Source organism: Megasphaera intestinihominis, from assembly GCF_040096415.1.
GTDB lineage: Bacteria > Bacillota > Negativicutes > Veillonellales > Megasphaeraceae > Megasphaera > Megasphaera intestinihominis.
On sequence record NZ_JBBMEU010000032.1, the window covers coordinates 1 to 26,819 of the forward strand.

31 protein-coding genes and 1 tRNA gene are annotated in these 26,819 nt (G+C 55.6%); 3 read left to right on the forward strand and 29 right to left on the reverse strand.

The window, feature by feature from the left end:
• Position 1: 1 nt before the first annotated feature.
• From WMO23_RS06485 to WMO23_RS06600, 24 genes are all read right to left on the reverse strand, one after another.
• Positions 2-75, reverse strand: a tRNA-Arg gene (locus WMO23_RS06485).
• A 168-nt stretch (positions 76-243) separates the two neighbouring features.
• Positions 244-1,125, reverse strand: coding sequence for a 4-hydroxy-tetrahydrodipicolinate synthase (gene dapA / locus WMO23_RS06490; protein WP_020723810.1), 882 nt, complete (start codon positions 1,123-1,125; stop codon positions 244-246).
• 24 nt (positions 1,126-1,149) lie between these two features.
• A complete protein-coding gene (locus WMO23_RS06495) occupies positions 1,150-2,187 on the reverse strand; it encodes an aspartate-semialdehyde dehydrogenase (RefSeq protein WP_292260207.1) in 1,038 nt (345 codons plus the stop codon).
• 27 nt (positions 2,188-2,214) lie between these two features.
• Complete coding sequence (gene dapB, locus WMO23_RS06500; protein ID WP_020310391.1) at positions 2,215-3,012, reverse strand: 4-hydroxy-tetrahydrodipicolinate reductase; 798 nt, start codon at positions 3,010-3,012, stop codon at positions 2,215-2,217.
• A 122-nt stretch (positions 3,013-3,134) separates the two neighbouring features.
• A complete protein-coding gene (gene recN, locus WMO23_RS06505) occupies positions 3,135-4,817 on the reverse strand; it encodes a DNA repair protein RecN (protein WP_349173543.1) in 1,683 nt (560 codons plus the stop codon).
• A 7-nt stretch (positions 4,818-4,824) separates the two neighbouring features.
• Complete coding sequence (gene argR, locus WMO23_RS06510; RefSeq protein ID WP_014015971.1) at positions 4,825-5,280, reverse strand: arginine repressor; 456 nt, start codon at positions 5,278-5,280, stop codon at positions 4,825-4,827.
• Positions 5,252-5,866 carry a tRNA 5-(aminomethyl)-2-thiouridylate-methyltransferase MnmM gene (mnmM, locus tag WMO23_RS06515; protein ID WP_020310389.1) on the reverse strand — a complete coding sequence of 205 codons (615 nt, stop codon included), beginning with the start codon at positions 5,864-5,866 and terminating at the stop codon, positions 5,252-5,254. The genes argR and mnmM overlap by 29 nt, the downstream gene beginning before the upstream one ends.
• On the reverse strand, positions 5,859-6,731 hold the full coding sequence (locus WMO23_RS06520; protein ID WP_020310388.1) for an NAD(+)/NADH kinase: 873 nt from the start codon (positions 6,729-6,731) through the stop codon (positions 5,859-5,861). Before WMO23_RS06520 ends, mnmM begins: the two co-directional genes overlap by 8 nt.
• Positions 6,732-6,740: 9 nt before the next feature.
• On the reverse strand, positions 6,741-7,544 hold the full coding sequence (locus WMO23_RS06525) for a TlyA family RNA methyltransferase (RefSeq protein WP_292298554.1): 804 nt from the start codon (positions 7,542-7,544) through the stop codon (positions 6,741-6,743).
• 21 nt (positions 7,545-7,565) lie between these two features.
• Positions 7,566-8,450 carry a polyprenyl synthetase family protein gene (locus WMO23_RS06530; protein WP_349173545.1) on the reverse strand — a complete coding sequence of 295 codons (885 nt, stop codon included), beginning with the start codon at positions 8,448-8,450 and terminating at the stop codon, positions 7,566-7,568.
• Positions 8,447-8,701 (reverse strand): exodeoxyribonuclease VII small subunit, encoded by a 255-nt coding sequence (xseB, locus tag WMO23_RS06535; protein WP_349173547.1) that lies wholly within the window; start codon positions 8,699-8,701, stop codon positions 8,447-8,449. Before xseB ends, WMO23_RS06530 begins: the two co-directional genes overlap by 4 nt.
• Positions 8,685-9,893 carry an exodeoxyribonuclease VII large subunit gene (gene xseA / locus WMO23_RS06540; protein WP_020723809.1) on the reverse strand — a complete coding sequence of 403 codons (1,209 nt, stop codon included), beginning with the start codon at positions 9,891-9,893 and terminating at the stop codon, positions 8,685-8,687. Before xseA ends, xseB begins: the two co-directional genes overlap by 17 nt.
• Positions 9,890-10,843 (reverse strand): tRNA (adenosine(37)-N6)-threonylcarbamoyltransferase complex transferase subunit TsaD, encoded by a 954-nt coding sequence (locus WMO23_RS06545; RefSeq protein WP_302511746.1) that lies wholly within the window; start codon positions 10,841-10,843, stop codon positions 9,890-9,892. The genes xseA and WMO23_RS06545 overlap by 4 nt, the downstream gene beginning before the upstream one ends.
• Positions 10,843-11,289 (reverse strand): transcription antitermination factor NusB, encoded by a 447-nt coding sequence (nusB, locus tag WMO23_RS06550; protein WP_020310381.1) that lies wholly within the window; start codon positions 11,287-11,289, stop codon positions 10,843-10,845. The genes WMO23_RS06545 and nusB overlap by 1 nt, the downstream gene beginning before the upstream one ends.
• Before the next feature lie 21 nt (positions 11,290-11,310).
• The gene (locus tag WMO23_RS06555; protein ID WP_349173549.1) at positions 11,311-11,607 is read right to left on the reverse strand and encodes a hypothetical protein; all 297 of its coding nucleotides are present in this window, start codon (positions 11,605-11,607) and stop codon (positions 11,311-11,313) included.
• The gene (locus tag WMO23_RS06560) at positions 11,600-11,968 is read right to left on the reverse strand and encodes an Asp23/Gls24 family envelope stress response protein (protein WP_294025659.1); all 369 of its coding nucleotides are present in this window, start codon (positions 11,966-11,968) and stop codon (positions 11,600-11,602) included. Before WMO23_RS06560 ends, WMO23_RS06555 begins: the two co-directional genes overlap by 8 nt.
• Positions 11,969-12,066: 98 nt before the next feature.
• Positions 12,067-12,624, reverse strand: a complete 558-nt coding sequence (gene efp / locus WMO23_RS06565) for an elongation factor P (RefSeq protein ID WP_020310378.1) — start codon at positions 12,622-12,624, stop codon at positions 12,067-12,069.
• Positions 12,625-12,637: 13 nt separating this feature from the next.
• Positions 12,638-13,705 carry a M24 family metallopeptidase gene (locus WMO23_RS06570; protein ID WP_020310377.1) on the reverse strand — a complete coding sequence of 356 codons (1,068 nt, stop codon included), beginning with the start codon at positions 13,703-13,705 and terminating at the stop codon, positions 12,638-12,640.
• Between the two features lie 83 nt (positions 13,706-13,788).
• Positions 13,789-14,508 carry a pseudouridine synthase gene (locus WMO23_RS06575; RefSeq protein ID WP_292298546.1) on the reverse strand — a complete coding sequence of 240 codons (720 nt, stop codon included), beginning with the start codon at positions 14,506-14,508 and terminating at the stop codon, positions 13,789-13,791.
• A gap of 9 nt (positions 14,509-14,517) precedes the next feature.
• The gene (locus WMO23_RS06580; protein ID WP_020310375.1) at positions 14,518-15,171 is read right to left on the reverse strand and encodes a histidine phosphatase family protein; all 654 of its coding nucleotides are present in this window, start codon (positions 15,169-15,171) and stop codon (positions 14,518-14,520) included.
• Between the two features lie 51 nt (positions 15,172-15,222).
• Positions 15,223-15,975 carry an adenosylcobinamide-GDP ribazoletransferase gene (gene cobS, locus WMO23_RS06585; protein ID WP_349173552.1) on the reverse strand — a complete coding sequence of 251 codons (753 nt, stop codon included), beginning with the start codon at positions 15,973-15,975 and terminating at the stop codon, positions 15,223-15,225.
• Positions 15,972-16,547 (reverse strand): bifunctional adenosylcobinamide kinase/adenosylcobinamide-phosphate guanylyltransferase, encoded by a 576-nt coding sequence (gene cobU, locus WMO23_RS06590; RefSeq protein WP_292106163.1) that lies wholly within the window; start codon positions 16,545-16,547, stop codon positions 15,972-15,974. The genes cobS and cobU overlap by 4 nt, the downstream gene beginning before the upstream one ends.
• Entirely contained in the window at positions 16,548-17,039 is a 492-nt protein-coding gene (locus WMO23_RS06595; RefSeq protein ID WP_020723807.1) for a MogA/MoaB family molybdenum cofactor biosynthesis protein, read from the reverse strand. It abuts the gene before it with no gap.
• Between the two features lie 18 nt (positions 17,040-17,057).
• Positions 17,058-17,675 carry a hypothetical protein gene (locus WMO23_RS06600; protein ID WP_292298544.1) on the reverse strand — a complete coding sequence of 206 codons (618 nt, stop codon included), beginning with the start codon at positions 17,673-17,675 and terminating at the stop codon, positions 17,058-17,060.
• Between the two features lie 163 nt (positions 17,676-17,838).
• Here WMO23_RS06600 and WMO23_RS06605 point away from each other — a divergent pair, with 163 nt between their 5' ends.
• Together WMO23_RS06605 and WMO23_RS06610 are read left to right on the forward strand one after the other, a co-directional pair.
• On the forward strand, positions 17,839-18,279 hold the full coding sequence (locus tag WMO23_RS06605) for a hypothetical protein (protein ID WP_020310370.1): 441 nt from the start codon (positions 17,839-17,841) through the stop codon (positions 18,277-18,279).
• A 34-nt stretch (positions 18,280-18,313) separates the two neighbouring features.
• Entirely contained in the window at positions 18,314-19,270 is a 957-nt protein-coding gene (locus WMO23_RS06610) for an exonuclease domain-containing protein (protein WP_296820355.1), read from the forward strand.
• A 271-nt stretch (positions 19,271-19,541) separates the two neighbouring features.
• Here the strand turns inward: WMO23_RS06610 and rpsD are convergent, their stop codons facing one another.
• Positions 19,542-20,129 (reverse strand): 30S ribosomal protein S4, encoded by a 588-nt coding sequence (gene rpsD, locus WMO23_RS06615; protein WP_014015950.1) that lies wholly within the window; start codon positions 20,127-20,129, stop codon positions 19,542-19,544.
• Positions 20,130-20,328: 199 nt separating this feature from the next.
• On the opposite strand from rpsD, the gene WMO23_RS06620 reads away from it, so the two are divergent.
• Positions 20,329-20,925: a nitroreductase family protein gene (locus tag WMO23_RS06620; protein WP_020723805.1), complete on the forward strand. Its 597-nt coding sequence runs from the start codon at positions 20,329-20,331 to the stop codon at positions 20,923-20,925.
• A 200-nt stretch (positions 20,926-21,125) separates the two neighbouring features.
• Here WMO23_RS06620 and WMO23_RS06625 read toward each other — a convergent pair whose 3' ends face one another.
• The 4 genes from WMO23_RS06625 to nifJ form a co-directional block, all read right to left on the reverse strand.
• Complete coding sequence (locus WMO23_RS06625) at positions 21,126-21,398, reverse strand: GNAT family N-acetyltransferase (protein WP_020310367.1); 273 nt, start codon at positions 21,396-21,398, stop codon at positions 21,126-21,128.
• 13 nt (positions 21,399-21,411) lie between these two features.
• Positions 21,412-21,987 carry a histidine phosphatase family protein gene (locus WMO23_RS06630; protein WP_020310366.1) on the reverse strand — a complete coding sequence of 192 codons (576 nt, stop codon included), beginning with the start codon at positions 21,985-21,987 and terminating at the stop codon, positions 21,412-21,414.
• Positions 21,988-22,149: 162 nt separating this feature from the next.
• Entirely contained in the window at positions 22,150-22,521 is a 372-nt protein-coding gene (locus WMO23_RS06635) for an endonuclease domain-containing protein (protein WP_020310365.1), read from the reverse strand.
• Between the two features lie 337 nt (positions 22,522-22,858).
• On the reverse strand, positions 22,859-26,389 hold the full coding sequence (nifJ, locus tag WMO23_RS06640) for a pyruvate:ferredoxin (flavodoxin) oxidoreductase (protein WP_349173556.1): 3,531 nt from the start codon (positions 26,387-26,389) through the stop codon (positions 22,859-22,861).
• Between the last annotated feature and the right edge of the window lie 430 nt (positions 26,390-26,819).

Sequence of the window (26,819 nt, forward strand, 5' to 3'; positions counted from 1 at the left end):
GTGACCCGGTAGGGATTCGAACCCTAGACCTACTGATTCGTAGTCAGTCACTCTATCCAGCTGAGCTACCGAGTCATATCTTGTCGTTCCTGACGACTTATATATAATAACAAGAAATCGGGGATATGTCAAGGCTTTTTTTAATATAAAACCAAGTTTATAGAAATCTCTCCGGCCCACTGGGCCACCTCCCCTATAAGGGAGGCTTGAGTACAGGTCGGAGAGGTTTCCGTTTATCAGCACTTATAATCTGCCGATGTCTTTCAGGTATTGTTCGCACTTGGCCTTTATTTCCGGTGTGGCGTCTACCAGGGGCAGGCGGAACGGGCCGGCCGGGAAGCCGAGCATGTTGAGCATAGTTTTGACCGGGACCGGGCTGACCGTGCAGAAGCAGCCTTTCATGAAGGGCAGGTACTTCTGATGGAGGGCCGCTGCCTTCTTGACGTCGCCGTCTTTGTGGGCCTGGATCATTTCGTTCATTTCCTTGCCGATGACGTGAGCAGCGACGGAAATGACGCCTTCGCCGCCGACAGCGACGATAGGCAGGGTCAGGTTGTCATCACCGCTGTAGAGATGGAACCCTTCCGGTGCATTGGCTGCGACGTAACCGGCGTAGTCCAGGTCGCCGCTGGCATCTTTGAGACCGATGATGTTCGGGAAGTCATGAGCCAGCTGGCAGACCGTCTGCGGTTCGATTTTGCCGCCTGTACGGCCCGGTACGTTGTAAATGAAGATAGGCATGTCCGTCGACTTGGCGATAGCTGCAAAGTGGGCGTAACAGCCTTCCTGGTTCGGTTTATTGTAATACGGGACGATGCACAGCAGGGCATCGATGCCCGTATCTTTCGCTTTCTGAATCATGGCGATGGTCTGAGCCGTATTGTTGGTCCCGACATTGCCCATGACCAGGGTCTGGCCTTTCAGGGCATCGGCTGTGACTTTGAAGAGCTTGAGTTTTTCTTCTTCCGTCATGACAGCCCCTTCACCTGTAGTAGCACCGACGAGGATGGCCGATCCTTCGTCAGCATATTTCTTAGCCAGTTCGACGGCAGCTTCGTAATTGACGGAGCCATCCTGATGGAACGGCGTAATCATAGCGACAATAACATTGGGAAACGTTAACATAAAGGATTCTCTCCCCTCTTCGTACTAGTGGATCATGTCGTGGGCCAGCATGTATTCGGCAATCTGCAGGGCATTGAGCGCAGCGCCTTTGCGGATCTGGTCACCCGATACCCAGAGGTTGATGGCTTTCGGGTTGTAAAGATCCTTGCGGATACGGCCGACGTAGCAGTCATATTTTTCCGACGTGAACAAAGGCATAGGATATTCCATTTCAGCCGGATTATCCTGGACCTGGGCACCCGGGAAGGCATCGATGGCTTTGCGGACGGCATCGACCGTCAGTTCATCGGCCGTTTCGACATAGACCGATTCGGCATGGCTGCGGAAGACCGGGACGCGGACCGTCGTAGCCGTAATGGCGATGGAGTCATCGTGGAGCATCTTGTGCGTTTCGTTGACCATCTTCATTTCTTCTTTGGTGTAATCTTTTTCTACGAATTTATCGATCTGCGGAATGAGGTTGAAGGCGATGGGATAATGCTTGGGCAGGCTCTTGCTGGGCAGGATCTTGGGCTGCATTTCTTCGCCTTTGAGGTACGCTTCCGTTTCATCGCGCAGTTCGTCGATACCTTCTTTGCCGGCACCGGATACAGCCTGATAGGTGCTGACGATGATGCGTTTGATCGGCGACAAGTCGTGAATCGGCTTGAGTGCCATGAGCATGATGATCGTCGAGCAGTTCGGGTTGGCAATGATGCCCTTGTGCCAGGCAATATCTTCAGGGTTGACTTCCGGTACGACCAGGGGGACATCCGGGTCCATACGGAACGTGCTGGAGTTGTCGATGACGACGCAGCCCCGTTTAGCAGCTTCGGGTCCCAATTCCTTACTGATCGAGCCGCCGGCGAACAAGCCGATATCAACACCGTCGAAAGATTCTGGTTTGGCTTCTTCAACCGTATATTCCTGGCCGTTGACGGTCAATTTCTTGCCAGCCGAACGGTACGATGCTAATAACTTCAACTTGCTGTACGGGAATTTGCGTTCTTCGATCAAGCGGATAAATTCCTGGCCTACGGCACCTGTGGCACCTAAAATCGCTACTACCGGTTCTTTTGTCATAACAAACTTCCTCCCCTAATGGTTCTTTTATAAATAGTTTTCCAGTCCAAAGGTCAAGCCCGGACGGGAGCTTACTTTTTTGACGGCTAAGACGACGCCGGGCATGAAGGACTTGCGGTCCATCGAGTCGTGGCGGATTGTCAGCAGTTCGCCGTACCCCCCAAATAAGACTTGCTGATGTGCGACGTAACCCGGCAGGCGGACGCTGTGGATAGGGATCCCGGCGACAGAGGCACCGCGGGCGCCGTCGAGGCTTTCATGGGTCTTGTCCGGAGCCGGTTTAGCACCAGCGGCCTTGCGGGCAGCTTCGATTTTATCAGCTGTCATGATGGCCGTACCAGACGGCGCATCCAGTTTATTGTTGTGATGGAGTTCGATGATTTCGACATCCGGCAGATACGGAGCGACTTCTGTCGAGAGCTTCATCATCAGGACGGCACCGATGGAAAAGTTCGGCGCAATGAAGATGCTGGTCTTCTTTTCCAGTGCCAGGGCGTTGAGTTCATCGCGCTGGTCTGCCGTCAGGCCCGTCGTACCGACGACCATGTTGATACCGTGTTCGATGCAGGTCTTGGCGTTGTTGAAGATGACTTTCGGCGTCGTGAAATCGACGACGACATCCGGTTTGATGTCGTCCAGGGCGGCGCCCAGGTCATTGCGGATGGCCAGGCCTAAGTGGCCGACACCGGCGATATCGCCGACATCTTCACCGACATGAGTGATGCTGATACCGCCAGCGACTTCCAATTCCGGATCTTCAAAGACAGCTTTGACGACCTGGCTGCCCATGCGGCCATCGGCACCATTGACTAATACACGAAGCATATCTATCCCTCCTATGGGTTCGTTTTCGTAGAACTTCTATTTTTTGAAATTATAATTAACTATATACCTATCACGGACATTCGTCAACCCGTAAAGCAATGTCGAATCGCAAGTCAAGGGCATTACATGCCCTTGACTTGTTTTACGATCTGGCGGGCGGCTTCGATGCTGGCCTTGGTCGTATCGTTGCCGGCGAACATGCGGGCGATTTCCAGGACGTGTTCCCCTTCCGAGAGGCCCCGGACCTGGGTGACCGTGCGGCCGTCCATTTCTTTCTTATATATGAAATAATGGTGGTCGGCAATGGCCGCCGTCTGCGGCAGGTGGGTAATGCAGAAGACCTGGCCCTGGCCGGAGAGCTGGCGGATGTGGTCGGCGACCTGCAGGCCCGTCTGGCCGCTGATGCCGACGTCGATTTCGTCGAAGATCATCGTCTTGCCCGTCGTCCGTTCCGGACCGGCCGTCTTCAGGGCCAGGGCAATACGCGATACTTCGCCGCCCGATGCTATCTTGGCCAGGGGCTGCATATCTTCGCCCGTATTGGCCGAGAAATAGAGCTCGATACCGGCTGAACCATCCGCTGTGATGTCCTTCATCGGTTCGATGTGGAAGGCGATACGGCTGTTCAGCATGCCCAGCTTGTTGAGCGTCGCCGTCATGGTCTGGCTGAACTGGCTGTCGGCGTCACGGCGCGCGGCCGCCAGGACCTGGGCCTGCTGGCGCACAGCCGCGGCCTGACGGGCCAATTTCTCTTCCAGCTTGGCCAGGTGGCTTTCGGACTGGTCGAGCCGTTCGTAATCGGCCTTGGCCTTGGCCAGGAATTGCAGAATATCGGCGACGGTGAAGCCGTATTTGCGCTTAAGCTTTTCAATCGACGCCAGGCGGGACTGCATGGCATCCAGGGCCCGTTCATCGAAGTCGAAAGAATCGGCATAGCTCAGGAGGCCGTCGTGGACGTCTTCGATTTCATAGGACAGAGTCTCGACTTTGCCGGCCAGGGCACTGAAAGCTTCATCGTAAACCGACGCCTTTTCCAGGCTGCGGTGGATGGTCTCGATCTGTTCGATGACGCCGGGCTGGCGTTCGCCCCCTTCCAGGGCAAACATGGCTTCTTTCAGGTTATCCTTGATGTGTTCGGCATGGGAAGCCTTGTTGATTTTCTGTTCCAGTTCGTCGTCTTCCCCTTCTTTCAGGGCGGCCCCTTCGATTTCCTTGATCTGAAAGGCCAGGATACTGAGCATCCGCGCCTTTTCGCTTTCATCGTGGCGCAGGGCCTTGATTTCGCCTTCCGTCTGATGCCACTGGCGATATAGTTCGTCATAGTCCTGGCGGGCCTGACGGACGTCGGCCGTGAGGCCGTCGAGGATGGCCACGTGGTAAGACGAGTTGAAAATCAGGCTGTTGTCGAACTGGCCGTGGATATCCAGGAGGTATGCGCCGAGGCGCCGCAGGACTGTCGTCGGCACCAGCGTGCCGTTGACCAGGATCGTCCCGCGGCCGCTGCGCTGGAACTGGCGGGAAATGATGAGCTGGCCTTCATCGACTTCGATGTGATTATCGGTCAGCAGCTGTTCCAGCCCTTCTGGCAGGGGAGAAAAAAAGAACGCGCCTTCGACAAGGAATGAGTCCGTCCCGTGACGGACGAACGATGCCGATGCGCGTTTGCCTGCCAGCATACCGATGGCGTCGAGGAGAATCGATTTGCCGGCGCCGGTTTCGCCGGTAAAAATCGTCACCCCGTCGCCAAAAGTAAGGTGCAGGTCTTCAATCAGAGCAAAATTGTGGATGTGCAGGGACTGCAGCATAAGGGCCTCATTCCTTCATCAGCGATACGATAAGTTTGACCAGTTTCGGAACCGTTTCCGTGTCCTTGACGATGAGGAGGACCGTGTCGTCGCCGGCCAGGGTGCCGATGACATTTTCCCAGCGGGCATGGTCGATGGCGGCGGCAATGGGATTGGCCGAACCCGGCAGGGTATGGACGATGATCTGGTTATACGCCGAATCGACGCGGACGATGGAGTCCTGGAACAGGCGGGCCATGCGGTTCTTGGACATGAGCATGTTCTGTTCCGGCGACAGGGCGTAGCGGTAATGGCCATCACTGGTCGGGACCTTGATGAGCATGAGCTCTTTGATATCGCGGGAAACCGTAGCCTGTGTGACTTCGATGCCTTCTTCCTGCAAGGCCTTGGCTAATTCTTCCTGCGTTTCGATAGGACGGGACTGGACAATTTCTTTAATCTTGGTGTAACGGAATCTCTTCATAATGACGTTTCCCTCTTTTCTGTACAATATATAATACGGGTGGACAATGCACCTCATTGACGGGTTGCCAGGACGAAATATGGAAGTCCTGCTGGGGTATGGTCTGTAAGAACGACCGCAGCGCCTGTTCTTCACAAGCCCCGGCCTCCGTACCGGGATAGGCTGTTATCATAATTATCCCATTTATCGCAATTTTATTCAAGCCTATTTTTATAGCTTTTAGTGTTATTTCACAATTTGTATGGATTTTATGGTCACCAGATGGCAAATAGCCTAAATTAAATACGATAATGTCAATGTCTGACTGTACATCAGCCAGCAGTTGTTCATGGGACCCGCAGCGGCAGCGGACGTCCTTGTCCCCCAGGCCTTCGTCCTGCAGGCGCTGGCGCGTGCGCTCGATGGCACAGGGCTGGATATCGAAGGCGTAGAGGACGGCGTCATCAGGCATGGTGCGGGCCAGGAAGGCCGTGTCGTGGCCGTTGCCGCAGGTCATGTCGACGAGGACATGGGCCTGGCGGGCGTAGGGTTCAGTCATCATATGTGATACCGTAACGGCATTGCGGAATGGATACATGTCAATCATTTCCCATCATTTTCGTAAATAAGTTGCTATAGAAATAATTCTTGTTGAAGCGGATGATCTTCAAGACGTGGTCGGACTTGCGGACCTGGAGGGTCATGTTGCGCATGAGTTCCTGGTCCATCATGCCGTCGACAGAGACGCGGACGCTGTTGCGGCTGTTGGCCACGGTCACCGACACCTGGTCGTCATCGCGCAGGACCAGGGGCACTTTCAGCAGCAGATGCGGGCAGATAGGCGTAACCATGATGCAGGGCACGCTGGGCGCGACGATAGGGCCGCCGCTGGAGAAAGTATAGCCCGTACTACCCGTCGCCGTGGCCACGATGAGGCCGTCGCCGGGATACTGCTGGATGAAGTGGCCGTTGATGCTCAGGTCGATGCGGATGAGCTTGCCCACGTTGCCGTGGCCGATGACGATGTCGTTGAGGGCATCGGGCAGGGACTGGACCAGGCCGTCTTCATAGCACAGTTCCGAATGGAGCATCATCCGTTCTTCCAGGAAATAGCGGCCGGCCAGGATGTCTTCCATGCGCTTTTCCAGGGTCTTGGTCTCGACTTCGTAGAGGAAGCCCAGGGAGCCCAGGTTGATGCCGCAGACCGGGACATCGGCTTCAGCGAACTGCTTGGCCATCTTGAGGATCGTCCCGTCGCCGCCGAGGATCATGGCCACGTCGATGGTGCTGTAAATGGTCATGCGCGGCCGCAGGTGTTCAGCGCCGATGCGCTGATACGCCGGCTGTCGGCTCTCGCTGACGTAGGCTGGCAGGTAATATTCAATGCCATGTTTTTCACAAATCTTGATCATCTGCTGGACAATGGCAGCACTTTCACGTTTGACGAGGTTCGGGAAAATACCGATACGCATGGGGATCACCTACATTTCATGGGATTTACCGACGATATCATCGACGACAGCGTCGGTGATATCGTTATGGCACGGGTCATCTTTACGGCTGTACAAGAGATATTCAATATTGCCGTCAGCCCCTTTGATGGGCGAAAAGGTCAGGCCCAGCGGCGACAGGCCGCAGTCGGCGATGCCGTCCGTGACGTGGCGGATGACGTCGCGGTGGACCTGGATGTCGCGGACGATGCCGCCTTTGCCGACGTGTTCCCGGCCCGCTTCGAACTGCGGCTTGATGAGCGTGACCATCGTGCCGCCTGCCTTGAGCAGCGGTTCGACGGCCGGCATGATCTTGAGCAGGGAAATGAAGGAGACGTCAATGGAGATGAAATCGACGGGCTCGCCGATATCTGCAACAGTGACGTTGCGGATATTGGTCCGTTCCATGTTGACGACGCGGTCATCAGTCCGCAGTTTCCAGGCCAGCTGGCCATAGCCGACGTCGACGGCAAAGACCTTGGCCGCGCCGCGCTGGAGGGCGCAGTCCGTGAAGCCGCCTGTCGAGGCGCCAATATCCATCATGGTCTTACCCGTCAAGTCGACGGGAAACGTTTCCATGGCCTTTTCCAGTTTCAGGCCGCCCCGGCCGACATAGGGAATGGGATTGCCCTTGACGGTAATATCTACGTCGACGGGCAGCTTCGTGCCCGCCTTATCGACGCGCTGGTTGTCGACGAAGACCAGGCCGGCCATGATGGTCGCCTTGGCCTTTTCCCGGCTTTCAGACAAGCCGCGGCTGACGAGAAGCACGTCTAATCTTTCTTTATGCTGCATACCTGTAATACCCCTCTCACATTAATGAACGCGGACCAGCAGATGTTCGACCAGTTCTTTCAGGAACCAGGCCTGCGGCCCTAACGGTTCCAGGGCCTGGACGGCTTTGCCGGCCGCTTCGCGGGCCATGCGCCGGGCTTCGTCCAGGGAAAAGATGGTCACATACGTGGCCTTGTCGTTGCGGGCGTCGCTGCCGACGGGTTTGCCCAGCAAAGCTTCATCGCCGACGACATCGAGGATATCGTCGGTGATCTGGAAGGTCAGGCCCATGTACGACGCATAGGCTTCCAGGGCCTGCCGCTGCTGCGGCGACGCATCGGCGACGATGGCTGCCATGTCGATGGCCGCCTTGAAGATGACGCCCGTCTTGGAACGGTGCAGGAGTTCCATGCCTTCCCGGCCGATGGCCATGTCGCCGTCGGATGCCAGGTCGAAGGCCTGGCCGCCGACCATGCCGGCCGGTCCGGCCGCTCTGGCGATGACGGCGATGCAGCGGTTCAGTTTGTCCGGTGCAATGCCTTTCTGGCTGGCCATGAGCTCGAAGGCAAAGGTCAGCAGGCCGTCACCGGCCAGGGTAGCCAGGCCGGCACCGTAGACGACGTGGTTCGTCGGCTTGCCCCGGCGCAGGTCGTCGTCATCCATACAGGGCAGGTCGTCGTGGATCAAGGAATACGTATGGATACATTCCAGAGCGCAGGCCAGTCCCGTATAGGGAGAGGCATCCTGTTCCAGGGCTTCGACCGTCGCCAGCAGAAGGACCGGGCGGATGCGCTTGCCTCCGGCCAGGAGGCTGTAATCCATGGCTTCATAGAGCCTGGAAAAACGCGGCTGGTCCGTCGTCAGTACGTGGGACAGGTAATCGTCGACGCGCTTACGCTGTCCTGCCAGATAGTCTTGGAAGGTCATAAGTCCAACACCCCTTCAGCCGGCGCATCGTCGCTGCTGTCCTTATCGGCCCGGACATCGGCCAGGGCCTGGGCCTTCTGGCGGGCATATTCCAGGGCGCCTTCGCAGGACTGGGATAATTTGATGGCCTTTTCATATAAATCGAGGGACTGCTTCAGCGTCAGGTCCGGTGCGTCCAGTTCCTGTACGAGCTGTTCCAATTTTTCATAATTGCTTTCAAAACGCTTCAATTTATCAGTCGTTCTTGCCATATATGTCCACCTCTTTAACAGCCGTCGTAATCGTCCCGTCGACGACTTGTATCGTCAGCGGGGCCTCTTTCGACACGCTGTGGATATCTGTAAGGATCTTGTCATGCTGCATGAGCTGGCCGTAGCCGCGGCGCACGAGGGCTGCCGGGTTCAGGGCCTGCAGGGAAGCCGTCAGGGTATTCAGCTTCCCCTGCTTCTGTTCCAGATGGAGGCGCAGCTGGCGGTCGGCCTGTTCCATCAGGCCTGCCAGGCGTGCTTCGCGCATGGCCAGGAAGGCATCGTAGCGCTGCAGGTTCAGCCGGCCCGCCGCCTGTTCGACCCAGCGCTGCCGGTCTTCGATGCAGGCCATGACCCGTTCGTAAGCCCGGTCCGCCAGTGCGGCCAGGTCCATTTCCGCTTCGCTGACGTCAAAGAAAGCCATCTCGGCCGCGTGGGTCGGCGTCGCCGCCCGCACGTCAGCGGCATAATCGGCCAGGGTCGTATCCGTTTCATGGCCGATGGCCGTAATGACCGGTACGCTGGCATGGTAAATGGCCTTGATCACAGCCGGGCTGTTGAAGCACCACAGGTCTTCCATGGAGCCGCCGCCGCGGCCGACGATGAGGACGTCCAGGTCCTTGCGCCGGCCCATCTCGCCGATGGCCTTGGCGATGGCCGTATCGACGCCGTCGCCCTGGACGGGGATGGGATGCAGGATGATTTCGGCATAAGGATTGCGCTCGCCGGCAATCTTATAGATGTCGTGGAGCACGGCGCCGGTCTTCGACGTCAGGACGCCGATGCGCCAGGGGAAGCGCGGCAGCTCCTTCTTGTGGCTGCTGTCGAAATAGCCCTGAGCCGCCAGTTCATTCTTGATGCGTTCGTACTGGGCCTGCAGAGACCCTGTCCCCTGGGAAAAGAGCTGTTCAATGATAAAGGAAAGGGCGCCGCCTTTTTCATAGACGTTGACGGCGCCGATGACGACGACATGGTCCCCTTCGCGGACGGCCCGGACCGCTGCCGTCACGCGGCTGCGGAAGACGATGGCCCGGATGGAGCACTGATCATCGCGGATATTCATATAATAATGGCCGTTCGACGCCCGCTTGAGGCCGATGATGTTGCCTTCCATAGCGATGCTCTGCAAGCGGTAATCGCCGTGGATATCATCTTTGATGCGGCGGACGACGTCCGTAACCGATGCATATTTCATGATTTCTTCCCTTCCTGTACGGCAGCCCAGAAGGCGGCGCCCGACGCGTTGTCGGCACTGAAGCCGTCGGCTGCCAGATTCAGGTCTATCTGATGGCGGCGGCAATAATCGCTCATCTGCCGGCGCAGGTAGCCATTGGACATGACGCCGCCAGCGGCGACGAGATGTTTCATGCCATCGGCAGCGGCGTAATCGAGGAGGCTCTCCAAGCCGCGCCAGACCGTCGACAGCGTCCAGCTGCAAAGGCGGGCCGGGTCTTCCCCACCGGCGGCGATGCGCCGCTGGCCCTGCGATTCGGGCCCGGAAAAGCTGACCTGGCCATCGCGGCAAAAGACATGAGCTCCCTTGACGGGCGGATTTACCGTCTGAGCCAGCTTGTCGACATGAACGCCAGCCGGAAAGGGCAGGTCCAGGGCGACGCCCATGCGGTCGATGAACTGGCCGGCACTGATGTCGCTGGTGCCGCCGATACGGGTGATATCGAGGCCTTTTTCATCGGGCACGGCCCGCAGCAGGTCCGTCGTCCCGCCGGACAGGTGGATGCCGTAGAACGGCTCGCTGCCGATATAGCCCATGCTGCGCAGGACGGCGAGGAGATGGTTTTCCTGATGACTCAGGTGGTACAAGGGCACGCCCAGAACGGCGGCCAGGGCCCGGCCATAACCGAGGCCGGCCAGGAAAGCGGGCATGTACGAATCACCGCGGCGCCGGGGCTGGTCAGTCACGGCAATGGCCCGGATATGGGCACTGGCCAGGACGCCAGCCAGCCGTTCAAAGAGGACCGGCAGGTTGCGCGTATGCTGATAGACCATGTTGGACTGGGACAGGCCGCGGCCGCCCTTGGCGACGCTCAGGATGATGCGTTCGTCGGCGACGACGTCATAAGCCGCGTCGACGAGGCACAGCGACGTCGTATAACAGCTGGTATCGATGCCGAGAAAGACGTCCATCAGGCCTGGGACCTTACATAAGCGCCCAAAATGCCGTTGACGAACCGCGCCGACTTGTCGCCGCTGAATTCCTTGGCCAGGATGACCGCTTCATTGAGGACGATGGACGGCGCCAGGCTTTCCTTGGGGTATACGAGTTCGCACAAGGCCAGGCGCAGTATATTGCGGTCCGTGCGGTTCATCCGTTCGATGTCCCAGCCCTTGGCAAAGGAGCGGATGATCGTATCCAGTTCGTCCCGGTGTTCCGTCGTCGTTTCGACGAGATACGTGCAATAGTCATTGCGTTCCTGATCACTCAGTTCCGGGCCGTCTTCGGTCAAGGCGTCGGTCGTGACGTAATCATTTTCCAGGATTTCCTGTTCGCTGTACTGGATATCATTTTCTCCGTGGAATTCACGGGAATATAAAAGTTCGAGCGCCTGCTGGCGCGCTTTATGTCTGCTCACGAGTTTCCTCCTGTAATAACTTTATTCAGCCGGCAGTACCGCCAGGTCTTCAATGGTAACGGAAATATCAAGGCCCTCTGGTTCGACCATGGCGTCGATGGCCTCAGCCGCCCGCTGCTGGACATCCAGGGCCAGGCCGTGCAGGTCGCCGCCATAACGGGCGCGGACGGCCAGATGGAGATGGACGACGCCGTCCGTCACGGCCGCGCTGCGGCTGCGTATAGCGACGACGCCAGAGGCCTGGCGGCCGGCCGTCTCGGCGATATGGCCCAGGGCCTTGGCACTGACGGCATAGGCAAAATCCTGTTCCTCATCCATGGCGGTCCTCCTCTCCAAACACTAACTGTTGTACAATGATGTGGACCGCCGTAACCGTGCAGGCCGTCGCCTTTTCGACGGCATCCTTGACGGACTTCTGCACTTCCAGGGCTACGTCGGGAATACGGCAGCCATAGCGGACGACCAGGCGGACCGTCAATTCGATGCGCTGGCCGTCGATAGAGACGTCGACGCCGCGGCCCGGAAGGGTACGCCCCAGCTTTTCCGCTGCCACTTCGGCGATATTCGTCCCCAAATCAGCGACATAGGCCGATTGGGCCGCCGTCAGAGCCGCAATAGAGGCAATGACGCGCTGGGAAATATGGATACTCCCCCATTCATTTACTTCAGTCGTTTCCATGGGAATCACCCCTTTAGTCCACAAAAGGGGCTGTCGCACGTGCGAAGCCCCTTTGATACCCTATGCTAGCGGCTGGCGGCTAACGACTTGCGTTAACCTTATGCTCTGCCGATATACTGGCCGGTTCTCGTGTCGATCTGGAGAACTTCGCCTTCATTGATAAAGAGCGGTACTTTGACGACATAGCCCGTTTCCAATTTAGCCGGTTTGCTGCCGCCTGTAGCTGTATCACCGCGGACACCGGGATCGGTTTCGACGACTTTCAATTCGACAGCAGCCGGGAGATCGATGCCGATGACTTTGCCTTTGAACATCATGACGGAAACGTTCATTTCTTCTTTGAGGAAATGGACAGCGTCGCCGAGGTTTTCTTTGTTCAATTCGATCTGTTCGTATGTTTCGTTATCCATGAAACAGTACATGCCTTCGTTTTCATAGAGGTACTGCATCTGGCGGCGGTCGACGTGGCCGTCCTGTACTTTTTCGCCAGCGTTCCAGGTACGTTCAACAACAGCGCCCGTTTCGAGGTTCTTGATCTTAGCGCGGACGAAAGCAGCACCTTTACCCGGTTTTACATGCTGGAATTCAACGACCTGCCATACCTGGCCGTCGATTTCGATAGTTACGCCTGGTCTGAAATCATTACTTGTAATCATGTGTAAACTCCTCCTATAACAGCTCCATCAAATCTTTGGGTGTTTTGGTTAAAATTTCACAGCCGTTGGCTGTAACGGCAACGGAATCCTCAATGCGGACGCCAAACTTGCCTTCTATGTACAGTCCCGGTTCTACCGTGACTATCATATTCTCTTCGAGTACGCCTGTCGAACGCGGCGACAGGACTGGTTGTTCGTGGATTTCCAGGCCCGTACCGTGGCCCAGGGAATGAGTGAAATACTGGCTGACGTGATAGCGGGCGAAGTAGTTGCGCACGGCAAAATCGACTTCGCGGCGGGAAACGCCGGCCTTGATGAGCGATACGCCCAGCTTCTGACCCTCCAGGATGAGATTGTAGAAATCCTTCTGGGCCTGCGACGCCTTGCCGACGACGACAGTCCGGGTGATATCCGAATGGTAGCCTTCCCAGACGGCGCCGAAATCAAAGGTGACGAAATCGCCGGCTTCGACGACTTTCGGGCTGGCCGTACCGTGGGGCATGGCCGAGCGCTTGCCGGATGCGACGATAGTCGTAAAGGACTTTTCTTCCGAGCCTAAGAGCAGCATATTGCTTTCCAGGCGGGCAGCCAGTTCCTTTTCGGTGACACCGGGCTTGATGTACGGCAATAAATCAGCAAAGGCCCGGTCAGCGATGTTGCTGGCCTTGCGCGTCGCTTTCAGCTCATACGGTTCCTTCACCGCCCGCAGGCTGGTCAAATCGCAGGGCAGGAAGCCGCATAAGGCTCCGTCGGAAATATTTTCGTACATGAAATGGGTCAGGAAATTTTCTTCATACGCTGCCACGCCGATTTCCATGTCGTTCAGTGACGAACGGATGGAGGCCGATAAGGCATTGTGGTGGTTCTTGATATCGTACCATGCCCCGGACTGGTTGGCAGCTTGTTCCGTATAGCGGGAATCAGTCCATAAGACGGCCTGGTCCAGGCCGATGACCAGTGCCCCTTCACCACCCGTAAAGGCACTGAAGTAGCGCAGGTTTTCAGGTTGGACGATAATGACGCCGTCTGCATCGTGTTCCTGGAGAAAAGCGCGCAGGCGGGCAATTCGTTGTTCTATCATAGTATCCCCCTATCACCCTATAGTAATTCAATCATATTTTATAATACCATATTTTCCACTGGCTGAAAAGATAAAATTGCAAATCACCGGCTCTGGCTGCGCAACGCTTCCCGTTCTTCATCGGTCAGGGGCCGGAACTGGCCTGGCTCCAAACCGTCATCGAGGACGACGCTGCCGATGGAGCGGCGGTGCAGCTGGACGACTTTCAGGCCGACGGCGGCACACATGCGCTTGACCTGATGGAACTTCCCTTCCTGGACGACGACCGTCAGGGACCGGGGGCCGGTCTGGACAGCTTTGGCCGGCAGGCAGTGCAGGCCATCGTCGAGGACGATGCCGCTGGCAAAGCGGTCCCCTACATCTTCAGGGATATCCCCTTCGACGACGGCGTCGTATATCTTATCGGTATGCTTCTTCGGTGACGTAATGCCATGAGCCCAGGTCCCGTCATTGGTGATGAGCAGGAGGCCCGTCGTATCCTTGTCGAGGCGGCCTACGGGAAAGAGGCCGGCCCCCTGGTACTGGCGCGGCAAGAGGCCGATGACCGTCGGGGACACGTTGTCTTCCGTAGCCGATACGACGCCGGCCGGCTTGTAGAGCATGAGATAAATAGACTCTTCATAATGGACGGCCTGACCATCGACGGCAACGGCATCGGCTGCCGGGTCGATTTTCTGGCTGCTGTCGCGGCAGACGGCGCCATTGACAGTCACGTGCCCGCCTTTGCACAATTCCTTGAGTTCCCGCCGCGTCCCCCAGCCCGTATGGCCCAGGAGCTTGTCGAGGCGCATTGTCTTTGCCATGATGCCTCCTTATAACGATGGCATCTTGTCCCACTGGGGCTGGTACCCCGTCAGGCCTTCCAGATGCTGCGTGCAGTTCATGAGGGTCATGACATTGCGGTCGCCGTAATATTCGATGATGTTAAAAGCTGTATTGAACTGCTGGAAGCACCAGATGCGCTTCATATCGAGGCCCAGCAGGCCGAAGAGCAGGCAGCGGATGGCCGCCCCGTGGGATACCATGAAGACGCTGTCGCCGTCCTTGTGATGCGACAGGATTTCCCGCGTCTTCTTCAATGTCCGGTCCCGGACCTGGCAGAACGATTCGCCGCCCCGGGCCGGCAAGGTCCCGTCCGACGCATAGACCGCTTCCAGTTCGCCTGGCCACTGAGTCGTGATTTCCTGATACGTATGGCCTTCCCAGACGCCGAAATCCGCTTCCTTCAATTCATCGTAAGCGACGACATCCAGATGATGCGGCGCAGCGACACATTCGGCCGTCACCTTGGCGCGCTGGAGCGTGCTGCTGTAGACGGCATCGAGATGGACATGGCGGAAAAATTCACCCAGGCACCTGGCCTGTTCCAGGCCGTGTTCATTGAGGGGGACGTCGGTCGACCCCTGATACCACTGCTGGACATTGCCTTCTGTTTCACCATGACGTGCTAAATATAATTTTATCATCGTAATCCTCCGTAAGTTCCCTATAAGTAATTCAACATTCGTGCCGTCCCATTATAACAAGAAATCGGCCAGCTTGCTGCCGACGGCCGTCATCAGGAGCAGGGCCATTTCGCTGCCCTCGAGGACGGCGCCATACGTATCGCCCGTGACGCCGCCCAGCTTGCGGCTGATGCGGCTGTTGGCCCACAAAGAGAGGAACATGGCCGCACCTAAGAGGGCCAGATAAAAGGGCCCGCAGAAAAAGACCGGCACCAGGGCCAGGACCAGGGCTTTTTCTACAGTATGAGCCGGTGCGTAAGTGACGAAGGCCCGGCCCAGCCCCTGCTCGCGGGCATAGGGAAATTGGAAGATGCTGATCAAAGTCCCGAAGCGGGCCGCTGCCGGGATACCGACGAGGGCCGGCAGGGCTGCTTCCGGTGCCAGCTGACTGAGGAAGGCTACCTTCAAGAGGACCAGGAAGACGAAAGCCGTCACACCGCCGGCGCCGACGCGGCTGTCCTTGAGGATTTCCAGCATCCGCTCGCGGCTGCGGCCGGAAAAGAGGCCATCAGCCGTATCCATATAGCCGTCGGCGTGGAGGCCGCCGGTCAGGTAGAACCAGAAGGCGACGACCAGGGCCGACCGGCCAAAGGCGTCAAAAAGGAAAGACGACGCCCAATAGAGCACCGCCAAAAGCAGGCCGATGATCAAGCCGACGAGGGGAAAGAACAGGACGGACCGGCCGAAATCCTCATCGCGCCAGACGCTCTGCGAAGCCAGGTGGATGCGCGATAAGAACTGCAGGGCAATGAGAAAGGCCTTCATGACTTCACCTCCGGCAGGCAGACGGCCTGATGCTTCAGTTCCGTCGTAATACCGCAGACCGATAAGTAAACTTCATCGGCTTCGGCCGCAGCGGCCTGGTTGATCTTGCCCATGAGGTCGCGATACAGGCGGCTCACGTGTTCCATGGGCACGATGCCGCAGCCCAGCTCGTTAGTGACCAGGACGGCCGTCACGCCGGCCTGGCGGAAAGCCGCCAGGACCGCTTGCAGTTCGGCCAGGGCGCCGTCGATGATAGCTTCGTCGTCTTCGCCGTCGTGGGCAAAGAGATAATTAGAAAAATAGAGGGTCAGGCAGTCGACGAGGGCCACGTCCGACGACTGGCACAGCCGTTCCATCGTCTCTGGCAGGTCCTGCGGGATTTCCCAGGTCTGCCACGACGACGGGCGGCGCTTGCGGTGGATGGCGATGCGCTGGGCCATTTCTTCATCGAAGATGCGGGCCGTCGCGACATAAGCATGCCGCCCGGGAAGGGCGGCAGCATAGCGTTCGGCAAAGGCGCTCTTACCGCTCCGCGCCCCGCCGGTGACAAGTATGATTTTAGACGTATCCATTTACTTCTTGATTTCCGAATACAAATGAAAGGCTTCCGGCAAAATGACCTTTTCCATGCCGATCTTGATGAGGCTCGGCAGGCCCGGCAGGCAGTAGACCTGGCACTGGTGGATGATACCGGCCGTCGTCCGGTAGGCCATGGCCTGGACGCCGCAGGCCCGGCGATAGGCGAAATACGTCATCATCGACTGGAAAGCCGGGATTTTCTTATCGAACAGGGCTTCTACCGTTTCGATGGTCACGTCGCGCTTGGCCATGCCCGTACCGCCGCTGGTGATGACCAGGTCGACGCTGCAGACCCATTCATGGAGATGGCGTTCGATTTCGGCCTTGTCGTCTTTGACGATCTGATAGTCGACGACCTGATGACCGTAATTGGCCAGGGCCGACTGGATGAGCAGGCCGTTCGTATCGTCTGAAAAAGTGCGGCTGTTGCTGATAGTGAGAATGGCCGCCCGCAAAGGATGTTCTTCCATTTTTTTACTGTTCAAGATAAATAACCTCCTAACTTAAGATACATAAGATTCTATGATGGAAAAGGGATCGCGCCCTTCCAGCAATCCTTGTAAAAACGAAGGGATGAAACATTCACTGACGACCTGGACGTCATAGGTCCGTTCTTCGCCCTGGCTGGCAATGGTGATGCCCCTGCCCAGGGCCAGGCGCACGGCACAGGCCGGACCTCCCGATGGCAGGATATCGCTGCGGGACCAGAGGACCGTCGCCTTATCGCGCCAGGGATACGGGTCTTCATCGTCGCTGTCGCCGTCGACGACTTCCGCTGCCACGACGAGGCCGCTCTCTTTGGCGAACTCTGCCGTATGACAGACGAACTGCGTGTATTCGTCTTCCGACGTAGCCGCAGCTGCCGAAATATAGAGCAGGCGGAAATCGTCCCACAAGACATGTTCTGAAATGAATTCTTCCGACGGCGTAATGTCTTCGTCTTCATCGACAAAGGATGTATGCCAATTATAAGCCGAACAGATTTCTTCCGCGTCGTCGCCGGCATTGAGGGGGTACACGTGGGAACCCAGCTTCTGGAAGCCTTCCGTCACGTGGACATCGAGGCCGTGCTCCGACTCATCTTCCTGCCAAAAGAAGAAAGGCAGGCCAATATATATCACATCCAATATGATCACCTCTTCTATCTTATATTATTTATTATTCGACCCGAAAGGGCAAAAGTCCTACTTGAAAAATATACGTTCTTGTAATGTTTCATGATTCCGATATAATATATGTATAAACTGCCTCGATTGGAAGAGACAGGGAAAGGAAGTATGTCTTATGTTCAAAAAAATTGCCGCTCTGGCAGTCACATTTGCCTGCGTCTTCAGTTTCATGGCATCCGCCACATTTCTCGATGACAACCCCCGCTTCGTCCAGGTCGGCCACGATGACACGACCGAATCGTATATCGACATGAACACCATCCAGTCCGTCCGCTACGATCCGCCGTACTACATCATCCGGGCTACGGTCGTGACCTATGACTATGCCAACAACACGGTCCAAGGTTATGATAACAATTTCTTCTACAATTTTAAAGCCCAGACCGTAAAAACACAGACTCTCGGCGATGTCGGCTACGATTTGCAGGGCAACGTCGTGTCCACCTTGTCCCTGCCCAATCCGGAAGTCAAGACGACAGACCGCCTGTCTGCCAACGGCAATGCGGCCAACCGCGCTTTCCGGGCCTGTTACGACATGAATTTCTTCCAAGAATAAGGCTCAAAAATTATTGAAAAGGATTTGATATTCCATGGATTCCCTGATCCACATCATTACGACGATCGTCACTATCGTCTTCATCGCTGCCGTCCTCTATTCCCTCACGTCGGCCCTGCGCAAGCGCCATCGCAAGGCGAAGGTCCAGCAGGAACTGGCCAAGAAGGAACACGTCAAAGTCGCCAACCTGCACCAGTACGACATCAAGCCCAATGACGGCTATTACAAATATCCCATCGAAGAAAAAGGGAAACTGCGCCGCTTCCCGCAGCACTTCACGGCCGTCGCCCTGGAACTGGCCAACGAACAGCCCTATTCCGTCTGTCTCCTGGCCCTGGCTGAATTCGACCACGGCGAACTGAAGGATACGCGTTACTTCTACATCCGTCCGCCAGAAAACAACTTGTCTGCCGTCAAAGGCCGCTATCAGTGGGACGAACTCTCCAAGGCCGATGAATTCGGCGAATACTGGCAGGCCGGCCTGAAAAACCTCATCGAAAGTCAGACCCTGGTCGCCCACAACGCGCCCTTCGTCATGGGCTGCCTGACCCACGCCCTGCACATCTACGGCATCGACGCACCGGCCTTCTGCTATGCCGATACACTGGAAGTCGCCAAGAAACTCTATCACTTCCCGTCGAACCAGCTCGACGTCATCTGCGATGAAATGGATATCCAGACCGAAGAAGGCAACCTGTTGAGCCAGGCCATCGCCATAGGCCGCTTCTTTCTCCTGGCCCACAAGGAATACCCCATGTTCCTGCCCGACCTGACGTACGTCCAAAAAGCACCGACGACAGACGACAAAGAAGCCGCCCTCATCGCCGCCGTCGAACGCGAAGAAGGAAGGCCGAAAGAAATGTTCGCTCCCGGAACACCGGACCCGGCCCTCATCGACGACCTGGTACAAAAAGGCTACGTAGAAGCCGGCGAAAAACCAGGCACATACTACGCCACCGACAAAGGCCTGGACTTCTCTGAAGGACGGTAAGTTAGTGGCTAGTGGTTCGTGGCTCGTGGCTCGTGGCTCGTGACATGAATGTTTGACGAAAGGCTCCCATTATAGGGGAGCTGGCCGCCGAAGGCGGTCTGAGAGGTTGCCTTTAACATCAAACAAAAAAAGGGGACTATCGCATGCAGTCTCATATCACCATGCGTAGTCCCTTGTTTTATAAAATCATCAGCTAGCCACTAACTGCTAACCCCCAAAAAAAGGCGCTGTCTTCATGCGACAGCGCCTTTTTGTTACCATCAAACAGCTCTTATTTGGAGTACAATTCGACGATAAGTGTTTCGTTGATTTCTACCGGAATTTCGTCGCGTTCGGGCATACGGGTAAGTGTGCCTTCGAAGCCGTCGAAGTTCTTTTCGATGTACGGTACATCGAAAGTCTTCAATTCCTGGAAAGATTTTTTGTACATTTCGTTGGAACGGGAAGCTTCTTTCAAAGCGATAACGGAACCAACTTTAACGTGTGCCGACGGGATGTCGCAGCGTTTGCCATTGACCAGGATGTGGCCGTGGTTGACCATCTGACGTGCCTGGCGGATGGAGTTTGCAAAACCGATACGGTATACCAGGTTATCCAAACGGCATTCCAGCAATTTCAGCATGTTCTGGCCAGTAACGCCTTCCATCTTCTTGGCTTTATCATAATAACGGACAAACTGACGTTCGAGCAAATTGTAGTATGCGCGAAGTTTCTGTTTTTCCAATAACTGTGTGCCATATTCAGACATTTTTTTCTGACGCTGATCTTTACGTACGCGTTTTAATGCCTTAGGGTGTCCGTACACATTAACTCCGAACCGGCGACATTCCTTAAAACGCGGGTCTCTCCTCGTTGCCATTTTCTACATCACCTCATATTAGTAATTCAAGAAATTAAATTTTGCTTACGCAATGTATAAATAATATCATGAAAAAAGCCTTGCTGTCAAGGGGTCATGATTCTTGACTTCTTTTCTTCACTATGGTATACTTTAGCCAATAAACAACTAATAATTACTATCAATTAGGAAATGATTTGTAAATTCAGGAGGTGCTCTTATGACCAACTTCATCACAGCCGTCAGCAACCGGCGCACGAACTACACCCTCAGCAAAGACGTCACGATTCCCCAGGAAACCATTACCAAGACTATCGAAGACGTCATCCGCGAAGTACCGTCGGCCTTCAACATGCAGTCCGGCAAAGCCGTCATCGCCTTTGGCGAAACGCACGACGCCATCTGGAAAATCACCATGGATACGCTCCGCAAAATCGTCCCGCCAGCCAACTTCGCCACGACGGAAGCCAAGATCAACTCCTTCGCCGCAGCCTATGGCACGATCCTCTACTTCGACGACACGACCATCGTCGACAACATGGCCTCCCAGTTCCCGCTCTACGCCAAGAACTTCCCCATCTGGGCCCAGCAGGCCAACGGCATGATGCAGTTCGCCGTCTGGACCGCCCTGACCGACCTGGGACTCGGCGTCAACCTCCAGCACTACAACCCCCTCATCGACGACGAAGTCAAAAAACTCACAGGCGTTCCCAAAGAATGGCAGCTCATCGCCCAGATGCCCTTCGGCCATCCCACAGAACCGCCAAAACCCATCGTAAAAGTCCCCATCGAAGAACGGGTGAAAGTCCTTCAGTAAGAAAAAAGCTGCCATACGAAGGCAGCTTTTTTCGAGTGTTAAGCAAGCGATAAACTTGTAATATGAAAAAAACCGCGTACTTGTGGTACACGGCCTTCTTCAAACACTAAAACTAGAGGAGAGCCGATGTCCCACCACCGAGCTAGCTCTATTCTCATTCTATCATGAATGTAGATAAATCAAGTGGATTCTCGTCCTGATTATCCAAGTAAATCCTGTTCGTCTTTGTGGCGGCGGAACCAGGCGTCGGCGTAGGAGCAACTGGTGGCCGTTTTTTTATGGCGCCGCCGTATTTCGTCAGCTGCGGCTTTGACGAGTTTGCCAGCGGCACCTTGGCCGCGCAGGCTGTCGTCGACAAAGGTGTGGACGATGTCGTAATTGCCGTCTTCCCGTTCGACGAAGTCCACTTCAGCTACGACCGTTCCAGCTTCATTTTCCATCCAGATTTTATTGGGTCCATATTGTAATTCCATGGTAATTTCTCCTTTACATCGTAATTTCAACAATCTGTCCATTATGGACCGGGCGGCTGCGGCGGAAAGCGGCCATGTATTCTTCTACAGGCCTGCCCGGATTTTCATAGACCAAGAGCAGGTTGCGGATAAACTGGGCGTGCGTAAAGACCAGGATGAATTGCTCCGGCCGCCGCTGCAGCAGAGATAAGGTCCGTTCGATTCGCCCGATGAGCTGGCGATAACTTTCGGCCCCTTCGCCGTCGACATAGTCCGGGTCGAGTTTGCGCCAATAATTGATGACCCGCGGCCGCCGCTGCTGCGACGTCGTCCCGACACACGTCGCCGGTGCCAAATAAACAAATTCATGGACACAGTCCCAAATCCCCGTCACCGTATCAGGAAACCGCCCTATTGTACACATGGCCGTCTGCTGCGCCCGAAGATAAGGCGACGTGACAATCAGGTCCGGTTTCTTAGGAATCTGTAAAGCCAAGGCCTGCGCCTGCTTGAGCCCCAATTCCGACAAGGGAATATTGCGATGATCCTGCGTCGCTTCGCCGGCATTGGCAATACTTTCGCCATGACGGATGAGCCATATTCTCTTCACATTATCACCTGCTTTTTTCTTTTATTTTATCACAAAAAAAGGAGAATTTGAAAGACAACTTCTCCGGCCTGGCGACCACCTCCCCTATGAGGGGAGGCTTTCCCAATGGCTCTCCACATAGGAGAGCTGTCAGCGCAGGCTGACTGAGAGGTTGCTTTTTAATCACCAGGAACAGCCTTTATGCTCACTGACGTATTGATGAATAGTTTGGCAAACTCCGCTAAAATTTTTATGGATATCCAAATTGGTAAAACGGATGACCGTCAATCCATAGAATTCCAATACAGCTGTCCGTTCCTGATCTGACTTCATACCGGCTTCATCATAGTGCTGCCCACCGTCTAATTCAATGATGAGCCCTGCTTCTTTGCAATAGAAATCGGCAATATAATTACCAATTCGTCGTTGTTTATAAAATTTCACTGGATACGTCCGTAAAAAATCATACCATAAGTGACGTTCTTCTTTGGTCATATTTTTCCTTAATAAACGGGCAAATGATATATTTTCTTTAGAATAGGGAAGCGTTTTCATAGAACCTCCTTTTAAAATATATTGAACTTCAACCTCTCCGGCCTAGCGGCCACCTCCCCTATGAGGGGAGGCTTTCCCAATGGCTCTCCTCATAGGAGAGCTGTCAGCGCAAGCTGACTGAGAGGTTGCTTTTTGATCATCGATAGACATTGGTGAACTTCAGCCTCTTCGGCCTGACGGCCACCTCCCCTATGAGGGGAGGCTTGGTTTCCGAGGCGATGTCCTTCTTTTGAGTCTGTCGCGGCTCTGCCGCATCTGAGTCCGAGTGTGCGAAAACAGGGCCGCCTTTTGGGGCAGCCCTGTTTTCGGGTGTGTATATGGCATTAGCGTGTTTTACCTATTTATCAGCCAATTCCTTATAAGTTTCGTATTTCTTCTTAGCGAATTCTTCGGCCTTGGCAAAGAGTTCTTCGGCGATATCCGGGAAGGTTCTCGTCAGGGCAGCATATCTCGTTTCACCCATGAGGTATTCGCGGAAGGATTGCTGCGGTTCTTTGGAGTCGAGGATGAAGGGGTTCTTGCCTTCTTCTTTGAGCAGCGGGTTGTAGCGATAGAGGTGCCAGTAACCGCAGTCTACGGCGCGTTTCATTTCGTGCTGGGCGTTGCCCATGCCGCCTTTGATGCCATGGTTGATGCACGGTGCATAGGCGATGATGATGGACGGGCCATTGTAGGCTTCTGCTTCTTTGATGGCTTTGATGAGCTGGTTCGGGTCAGCGCCGAGGGCGACCTGGGCGATATAGATATGGCCATAGGTCATGAGCAGGCGGCCCAAGTCTTTCTTGTTGAACTTGCGGCCCGATGCAGCGAACTGAGCGACAGCACCGATTGGCGTAGCTTTCGACGACTGGCCGCCAGTGTTGGAGTAGACTTCCGTGTCGACGAGCATGATATTGACGTTGGCGTTCATAGCCAGGACGTGGTCCAGACCGCCGTAGCCGATATCATAAGCCCAGCCGTCGCCGCCATACATCCAGATGGTCTTCTTGATGATGTGTTCTTTATGAGCCAGGATTTCTTTCTGCAAGTCTGCAGCCCGGCCGGTGAGATGAGCAGCCATCAATTCTTTGATGTATGTCCGGCTGATGCCTTCTGTGACTTCGCCTTCGTTAGCGACGCCGATGGAATCGATCCAGGCTTTGATGGCGTCGTGGAGGGCACCGTCAGTCAGGCCCAGGAGTTCTTCCGATTTAATGCGGATAGCATCGCGCTGCTGTTCCATGGACAGGGACATGCCGAGGGCGAATTCTGCGTTGTCTTCAAAGACCGAGTTCGACCAGGCCGGCCCGAAGCCTTCACAGTTCGTCGTGTACGGGATGCTGGGCATTGCCGAGCCCCAAGCCTGGGTACAGCCCGTAGCATTGGCGACGATCATGCGCGGCCCGAAGAGCTGGGTCAGGATCTTCATGTAAGCCGTTTCCGTACAGCCTGCACATGCGCCGTTGAATTCGAGGAGCGGCTGATGGAACTGGCTGCCTTTGACGGAGAATTTATCGAGAGTCGTATGTTTTTCAGGGAGTGTCTGGGCATAATCCCAGTCGACGCTTTCATGACGCTGCGTTTCCAGCGGCTTCATGGTCAGGGCCTGAGCCGGGCAGGCATTGACGCAGGCACTGCAGCTGTAGCAGTCGAGCGGCGAAACCTGGATGCGGAATTCATAGTCTTCCAGGCCCTTGCCGATGGCTTTCTTGGTCTTGAAGTCAGCCGGAGCCTTGGCTTTTTCGTCAGCCGTTACCAGATACGGACGGATAGCGGCGTGCGGGCAGACCAGGGAGCAGCGGTTACACTGGACGCATTTTTCCAGGTCCCATTCAGGAACGGTCGATGCGATGCCGCGTTTTTCATATTTCGTCGTGCCCAGGGGGTAGGAACCGTCGGCATAGGGGACGAATTCACTGACCGGGATGGTATCACCGAGCTGCAGGTTAGCCGGTTCGACGACTTTCTTGATGAATTCCGGAATATCGCGGGTATCTTCGACGACGGGGTCAGACGGCAGGTCTTTCCATGCTTCCGGTACAGTGACTTCGACGATATCCGAAATGCCGCGGTCGACGGCAGCCTGGTTCATGGCGATGACTTGTTCGCCTTTGGCCAGATAGGTCTTGGCAATGGCGTCTTTCATGTATTTCACGGCATCGTCGATGGGCAGGATGTTGGCCAGTTTGAAGAAAGCTGCCTGCAGGACCGTATTGGTGCGGTTGCTGCCCAGGCCGATTTCTTCGGCGATCTTGGTGGCATTGATGATATAGAAGCGGACGTGCTTGGAAGCGAGCTGGCGTTTTACTTTATTGCTGAGGTGGTTGGCGACGTCGTCTTTATCCCAGCTGCAGTTGAGCAGGAAGATGCCGCCGTCCTTGATTTCACTGACAATATCGTAAGTCCCCATGTATGCCTGTTTATGGCAGGCCAGGAAGTCCGCCGATTTGATATAGTACGTAGCCCGGATCGGATTCTTGCCAAAGCGCAGGTGCGACTTGGTGACGCCGCCGGATTTCTTGGTATCGTATTCAAAGTAAGCCTGGACATACATATCCGTGTTGTCGCCGATGATCTTGATGGAGTTCTTGTTGGCACCAACCGTGCCGTCCGAGCCAAAGCCCCAAAACTTGCAGCTGATGGTCCCTTCCGTGTCGACTGTGATAGGTACGTCGGCCAGGGAATGATGGGTAACATCGTCGATGATGCCCAGGGTGAAGTGGTTCTTCGGCTGGAGCGAATCCATGTTGGTGAAGACGGCGTTGATCGATGCCGGCGGTACGTCTTTCGACGACAGGCCATAGCGGCAGGCCAGGACGGTGACGTCCTGTTTGACGTGGGACATGGCTGCGCAGACATCTTCGTAGAGCGGTTCGCCCAGGGCGCCCGGTTCTTTCGTGCGGTCCATGACGGTAATCGTGCGGACCGTGTCAGGCATGGCTTTCATAAAGTGTTCCAGCGAGAACGGACGATAGAGGTGGACCTGGATGAAGCCGACTTTCTTGCCTTCTTTGCAGAGCTTGTCGATAGTTTCCTGGATGGCACCGGTGACAGAACCCATGGCGATGACGACGTGTTCTGCGTCAGGAGCGCCGTAGTAATCGAAGAGGTGGTACGGACGGCCCGTCAGTTCGCTGATCTGGTCCATGTAGTCCTGGACAATGTAGGGCAGGCGCTGATACCAGGGGTTATTGGCTTCGCGGGACTGGAAGAACATATCCGGGTTGGTAACGGTACTGCGCATAACCGGATGTTCCGGGTTCAGGCCGGTGTGTTTGAAATGATAGAGAGCATCGCGGTCGATGAGTTTGCCCAGTTCTTCAGCCGGCAGCATCTTGATTTTCTGGATTTCGTGGGATGTGCGGAAGCCGTCAAAGAAGTGCATGAACGGAACGCGGCCTTTGATGGTCGACAGATGGGCAACGGCTGCCAGGTCGGCACATTCCTGGACGCTGGCACTGCAGAGCATAGCCCAGCCCGTGTTGCGACAGCCCATGACGTCGGAATGGTCGCCAAAGATGGACATGGTGTGAGTCCCAACGGTACGGGCGGCAATGTGCAGGACGACCGGTTTCAATTCGCCCGACAGGCGGTGCATGACCGGAATCATCAGCATCAGGCCCTGCGACGCCGTAAAGGACGAACAGAGGCTGCCCGTTTCCGAAGCGCCGTGGACGGCACCGATAGCGCCGGCTTCGGACTGCATTTCAACTAATTTGACGGGCTGGCCAAAGAGATTCTTACGGCCATTGGCCGACCAGACGTCGACGTGTTCTGCCATCGGCGACGACGGAGTAATCGGGTAAATCGTAGCGACTTCAGTAAAATTATACGCAACGTCAGCAGCTGCTTCGTTGCCGTCTAAGGCTTTCACGATCTGTTTAATCATAAGAGACACTCCCCTTTTCTACTATTCAAAGATAATTCATCCGGATTCGTATAACGTTTAACTCTTTCTGTACTTTTAGTATAGCCGTTGTAGATATAAAAGTCAAGCATACTATTTATGCTATTTTATCATCAAAGCAGCTGTGGTTATACGTTTTACGCGTATATAGGAGAGTGAAAGTGGTTCGTGGCTCGTGGTTCGTAAAAAAAGAGACTGCCGCATGTGCGACAGTCTCTTTGGGAGTATTAAATTTTCAGTTTGTAGTGAATAGAAAATCAACCTCTCAGACCGCCTTCGGCGGCCAGCTCCCCTATCAGGGGAGCCGCGGGGACGTCCCTGCGACCGGCGACCTGCGGCCTGCGAACTGCGAACTGCGGCCTGCGACCTGCGACCTGCGGGGCGCCCGTTGGGCGTCCCCGACTACATTAGT

What these genes read in the sequence shown, in the direction of transcription:
- dapA (WP_020723810.1), bottom strand. Translation starts at nt 1,125, where the DNA reads ATGTTAACGTTTCCCAATGTTATTGTCGCTATGATTACGCCGTTCCAT.
- WMO23_RS06495 (WP_292260207.1), bottom strand. Translation starts at nt 2,187, where the DNA reads ATGACAAAAGAACCGGTAGTAGCGATTTTAGGTGCCACAGGTGCCGTA.
- dapB (WP_020310391.1), bottom strand. Translation starts at nt 3,012, where the DNA reads ATGCTTCGTGTATTAGTCAATGGTGCCGATGGCCGCATGGGCAGCCAG.
- recN (WP_349173543.1), bottom strand. Translation starts at nt 4,817, where the DNA reads ATGCTGCAGTCCCTGCACATCCACAATTTTGCTCTGATTGAAGACCTG.
- argR (WP_014015971.1), bottom strand. Translation starts at nt 5,280, where the DNA reads ATGAAGAGATTCCGTTACACCAAGATTAAAGAAATTGTCCAGTCCCGT.
- mnmM (WP_020310389.1), bottom strand. Translation starts at nt 5,866, where the DNA reads ATGATTGACATGTATCCATTCCGCAATGCCGTTACGGTATCACATATG.
- WMO23_RS06520 (WP_020310388.1), bottom strand. Translation starts at nt 6,731, where the DNA reads ATGCGTATCGGTATTTTCCCGAACCTCGTCAAACGTGAAAGTGCTGCC.
- WMO23_RS06525 (WP_292298554.1), bottom strand. Translation starts at nt 7,544, where the DNA reads ATGCAGCATAAAGAAAGATTAGACGTGCTTCTCGTCAGCCGCGGCTTG.
- WMO23_RS06530 (WP_349173545.1), bottom strand. Translation starts at nt 8,450, where the DNA reads ATGACCTTCCAAGACTATCTGGCAGGACAGCGTAAGCGCGTCGACGAT.
- xseB (WP_349173547.1), bottom strand. Translation starts at nt 8,701, where the DNA reads ATGGCAAGAACGACTGATAAATTGAAGCGTTTTGAAAGCAATTATGAA.
- xseA (WP_020723809.1), bottom strand. Translation starts at nt 9,893, where the DNA reads ATGAAATATGCATCGGTTACGGACGTCGTCCGCCGCATCAAAGATGAT.
- WMO23_RS06545 (WP_302511746.1), bottom strand. Translation starts at nt 10,843, where the DNA reads ATGGACGTCTTTCTCGGCATCGATACCAGCTGTTATACGACGTCGCTG.
- WMO23_RS06555 (WP_349173549.1), bottom strand. Translation starts at nt 11,607, where the DNA reads ATGGATGAGGAACAGGATTTTGCCTATGCCGTCAGTGCCAAGGCCCTG.
- WMO23_RS06560 (WP_294025659.1), bottom strand. Translation starts at nt 11,968, where the DNA reads ATGGAAACGACTGAAGTAAATGAATGGGGGAGTATCCATATTTCCCAG.
- efp (WP_020310378.1), bottom strand. Translation starts at nt 12,624, where the DNA reads ATGATTACAAGTAATGATTTCAGACCAGGCGTAACTATCGAAATCGAC.
- WMO23_RS06570 (WP_020310377.1), bottom strand. Translation starts at nt 13,705, where the DNA reads ATGATAGAACAACGAATTGCCCGCCTGCGCGCTTTTCTCCAGGAACAC.
- WMO23_RS06575 (WP_292298546.1), bottom strand. Translation starts at nt 14,508, where the DNA reads ATGGCAAAGACAATGCGCCTCGACAAGCTCCTGGGCCATACGGGCTGG.
- WMO23_RS06580 (WP_020310375.1), bottom strand. Translation starts at nt 15,171, where the DNA reads ATGATAAAATTATATTTAGCACGTCATGGTGAAACAGAAGGCAATGTC.
- cobS (WP_349173552.1), bottom strand. Translation starts at nt 15,975, where the DNA reads ATGAAGGCCTTTCTCATTGCCCTGCAGTTCTTATCGCGCATCCACCTG.
- cobU (WP_292106163.1), bottom strand. Translation starts at nt 16,547, where the DNA reads ATGGATACGTCTAAAATCATACTTGTCACCGGCGGGGCGCGGAGCGGT.
- WMO23_RS06605 (WP_020310370.1), top strand. Translation starts at nt 17,839, where the DNA reads ATGTTCAAAAAAATTGCCGCTCTGGCAGTCACATTTGCCTGCGTCTTC.
- WMO23_RS06610 (WP_296820355.1), top strand. Translation starts at nt 18,314, where the DNA reads ATGGATTCCCTGATCCACATCATTACGACGATCGTCACTATCGTCTTC.
- rpsD (WP_014015950.1), bottom strand. Translation starts at nt 20,129, where the DNA reads ATGGCAACGAGGAGAGACCCGCGTTTTAAGGAATGTCGCCGGTTCGGA.
- WMO23_RS06620 (WP_020723805.1), top strand. Translation starts at nt 20,329, where the DNA reads ATGACCAACTTCATCACAGCCGTCAGCAACCGGCGCACGAACTACACC.
- WMO23_RS06625 (WP_020310367.1), bottom strand. Translation starts at nt 21,398, where the DNA reads ATGGAATTACAATATGGACCCAATAAAATCTGGATGGAAAATGAAGCT.
- WMO23_RS06635 (WP_020310365.1), bottom strand. Translation starts at nt 22,521, where the DNA reads ATGAAAACGCTTCCCTATTCTAAAGAAAATATATCATTTGCCCGTTTA.
- nifJ (WP_349173556.1), bottom strand. Translation starts at nt 26,389, where the DNA reads ATGATTAAACAGATCGTGAAAGCCTTAGACGGCAACGAAGCAGCTGCT.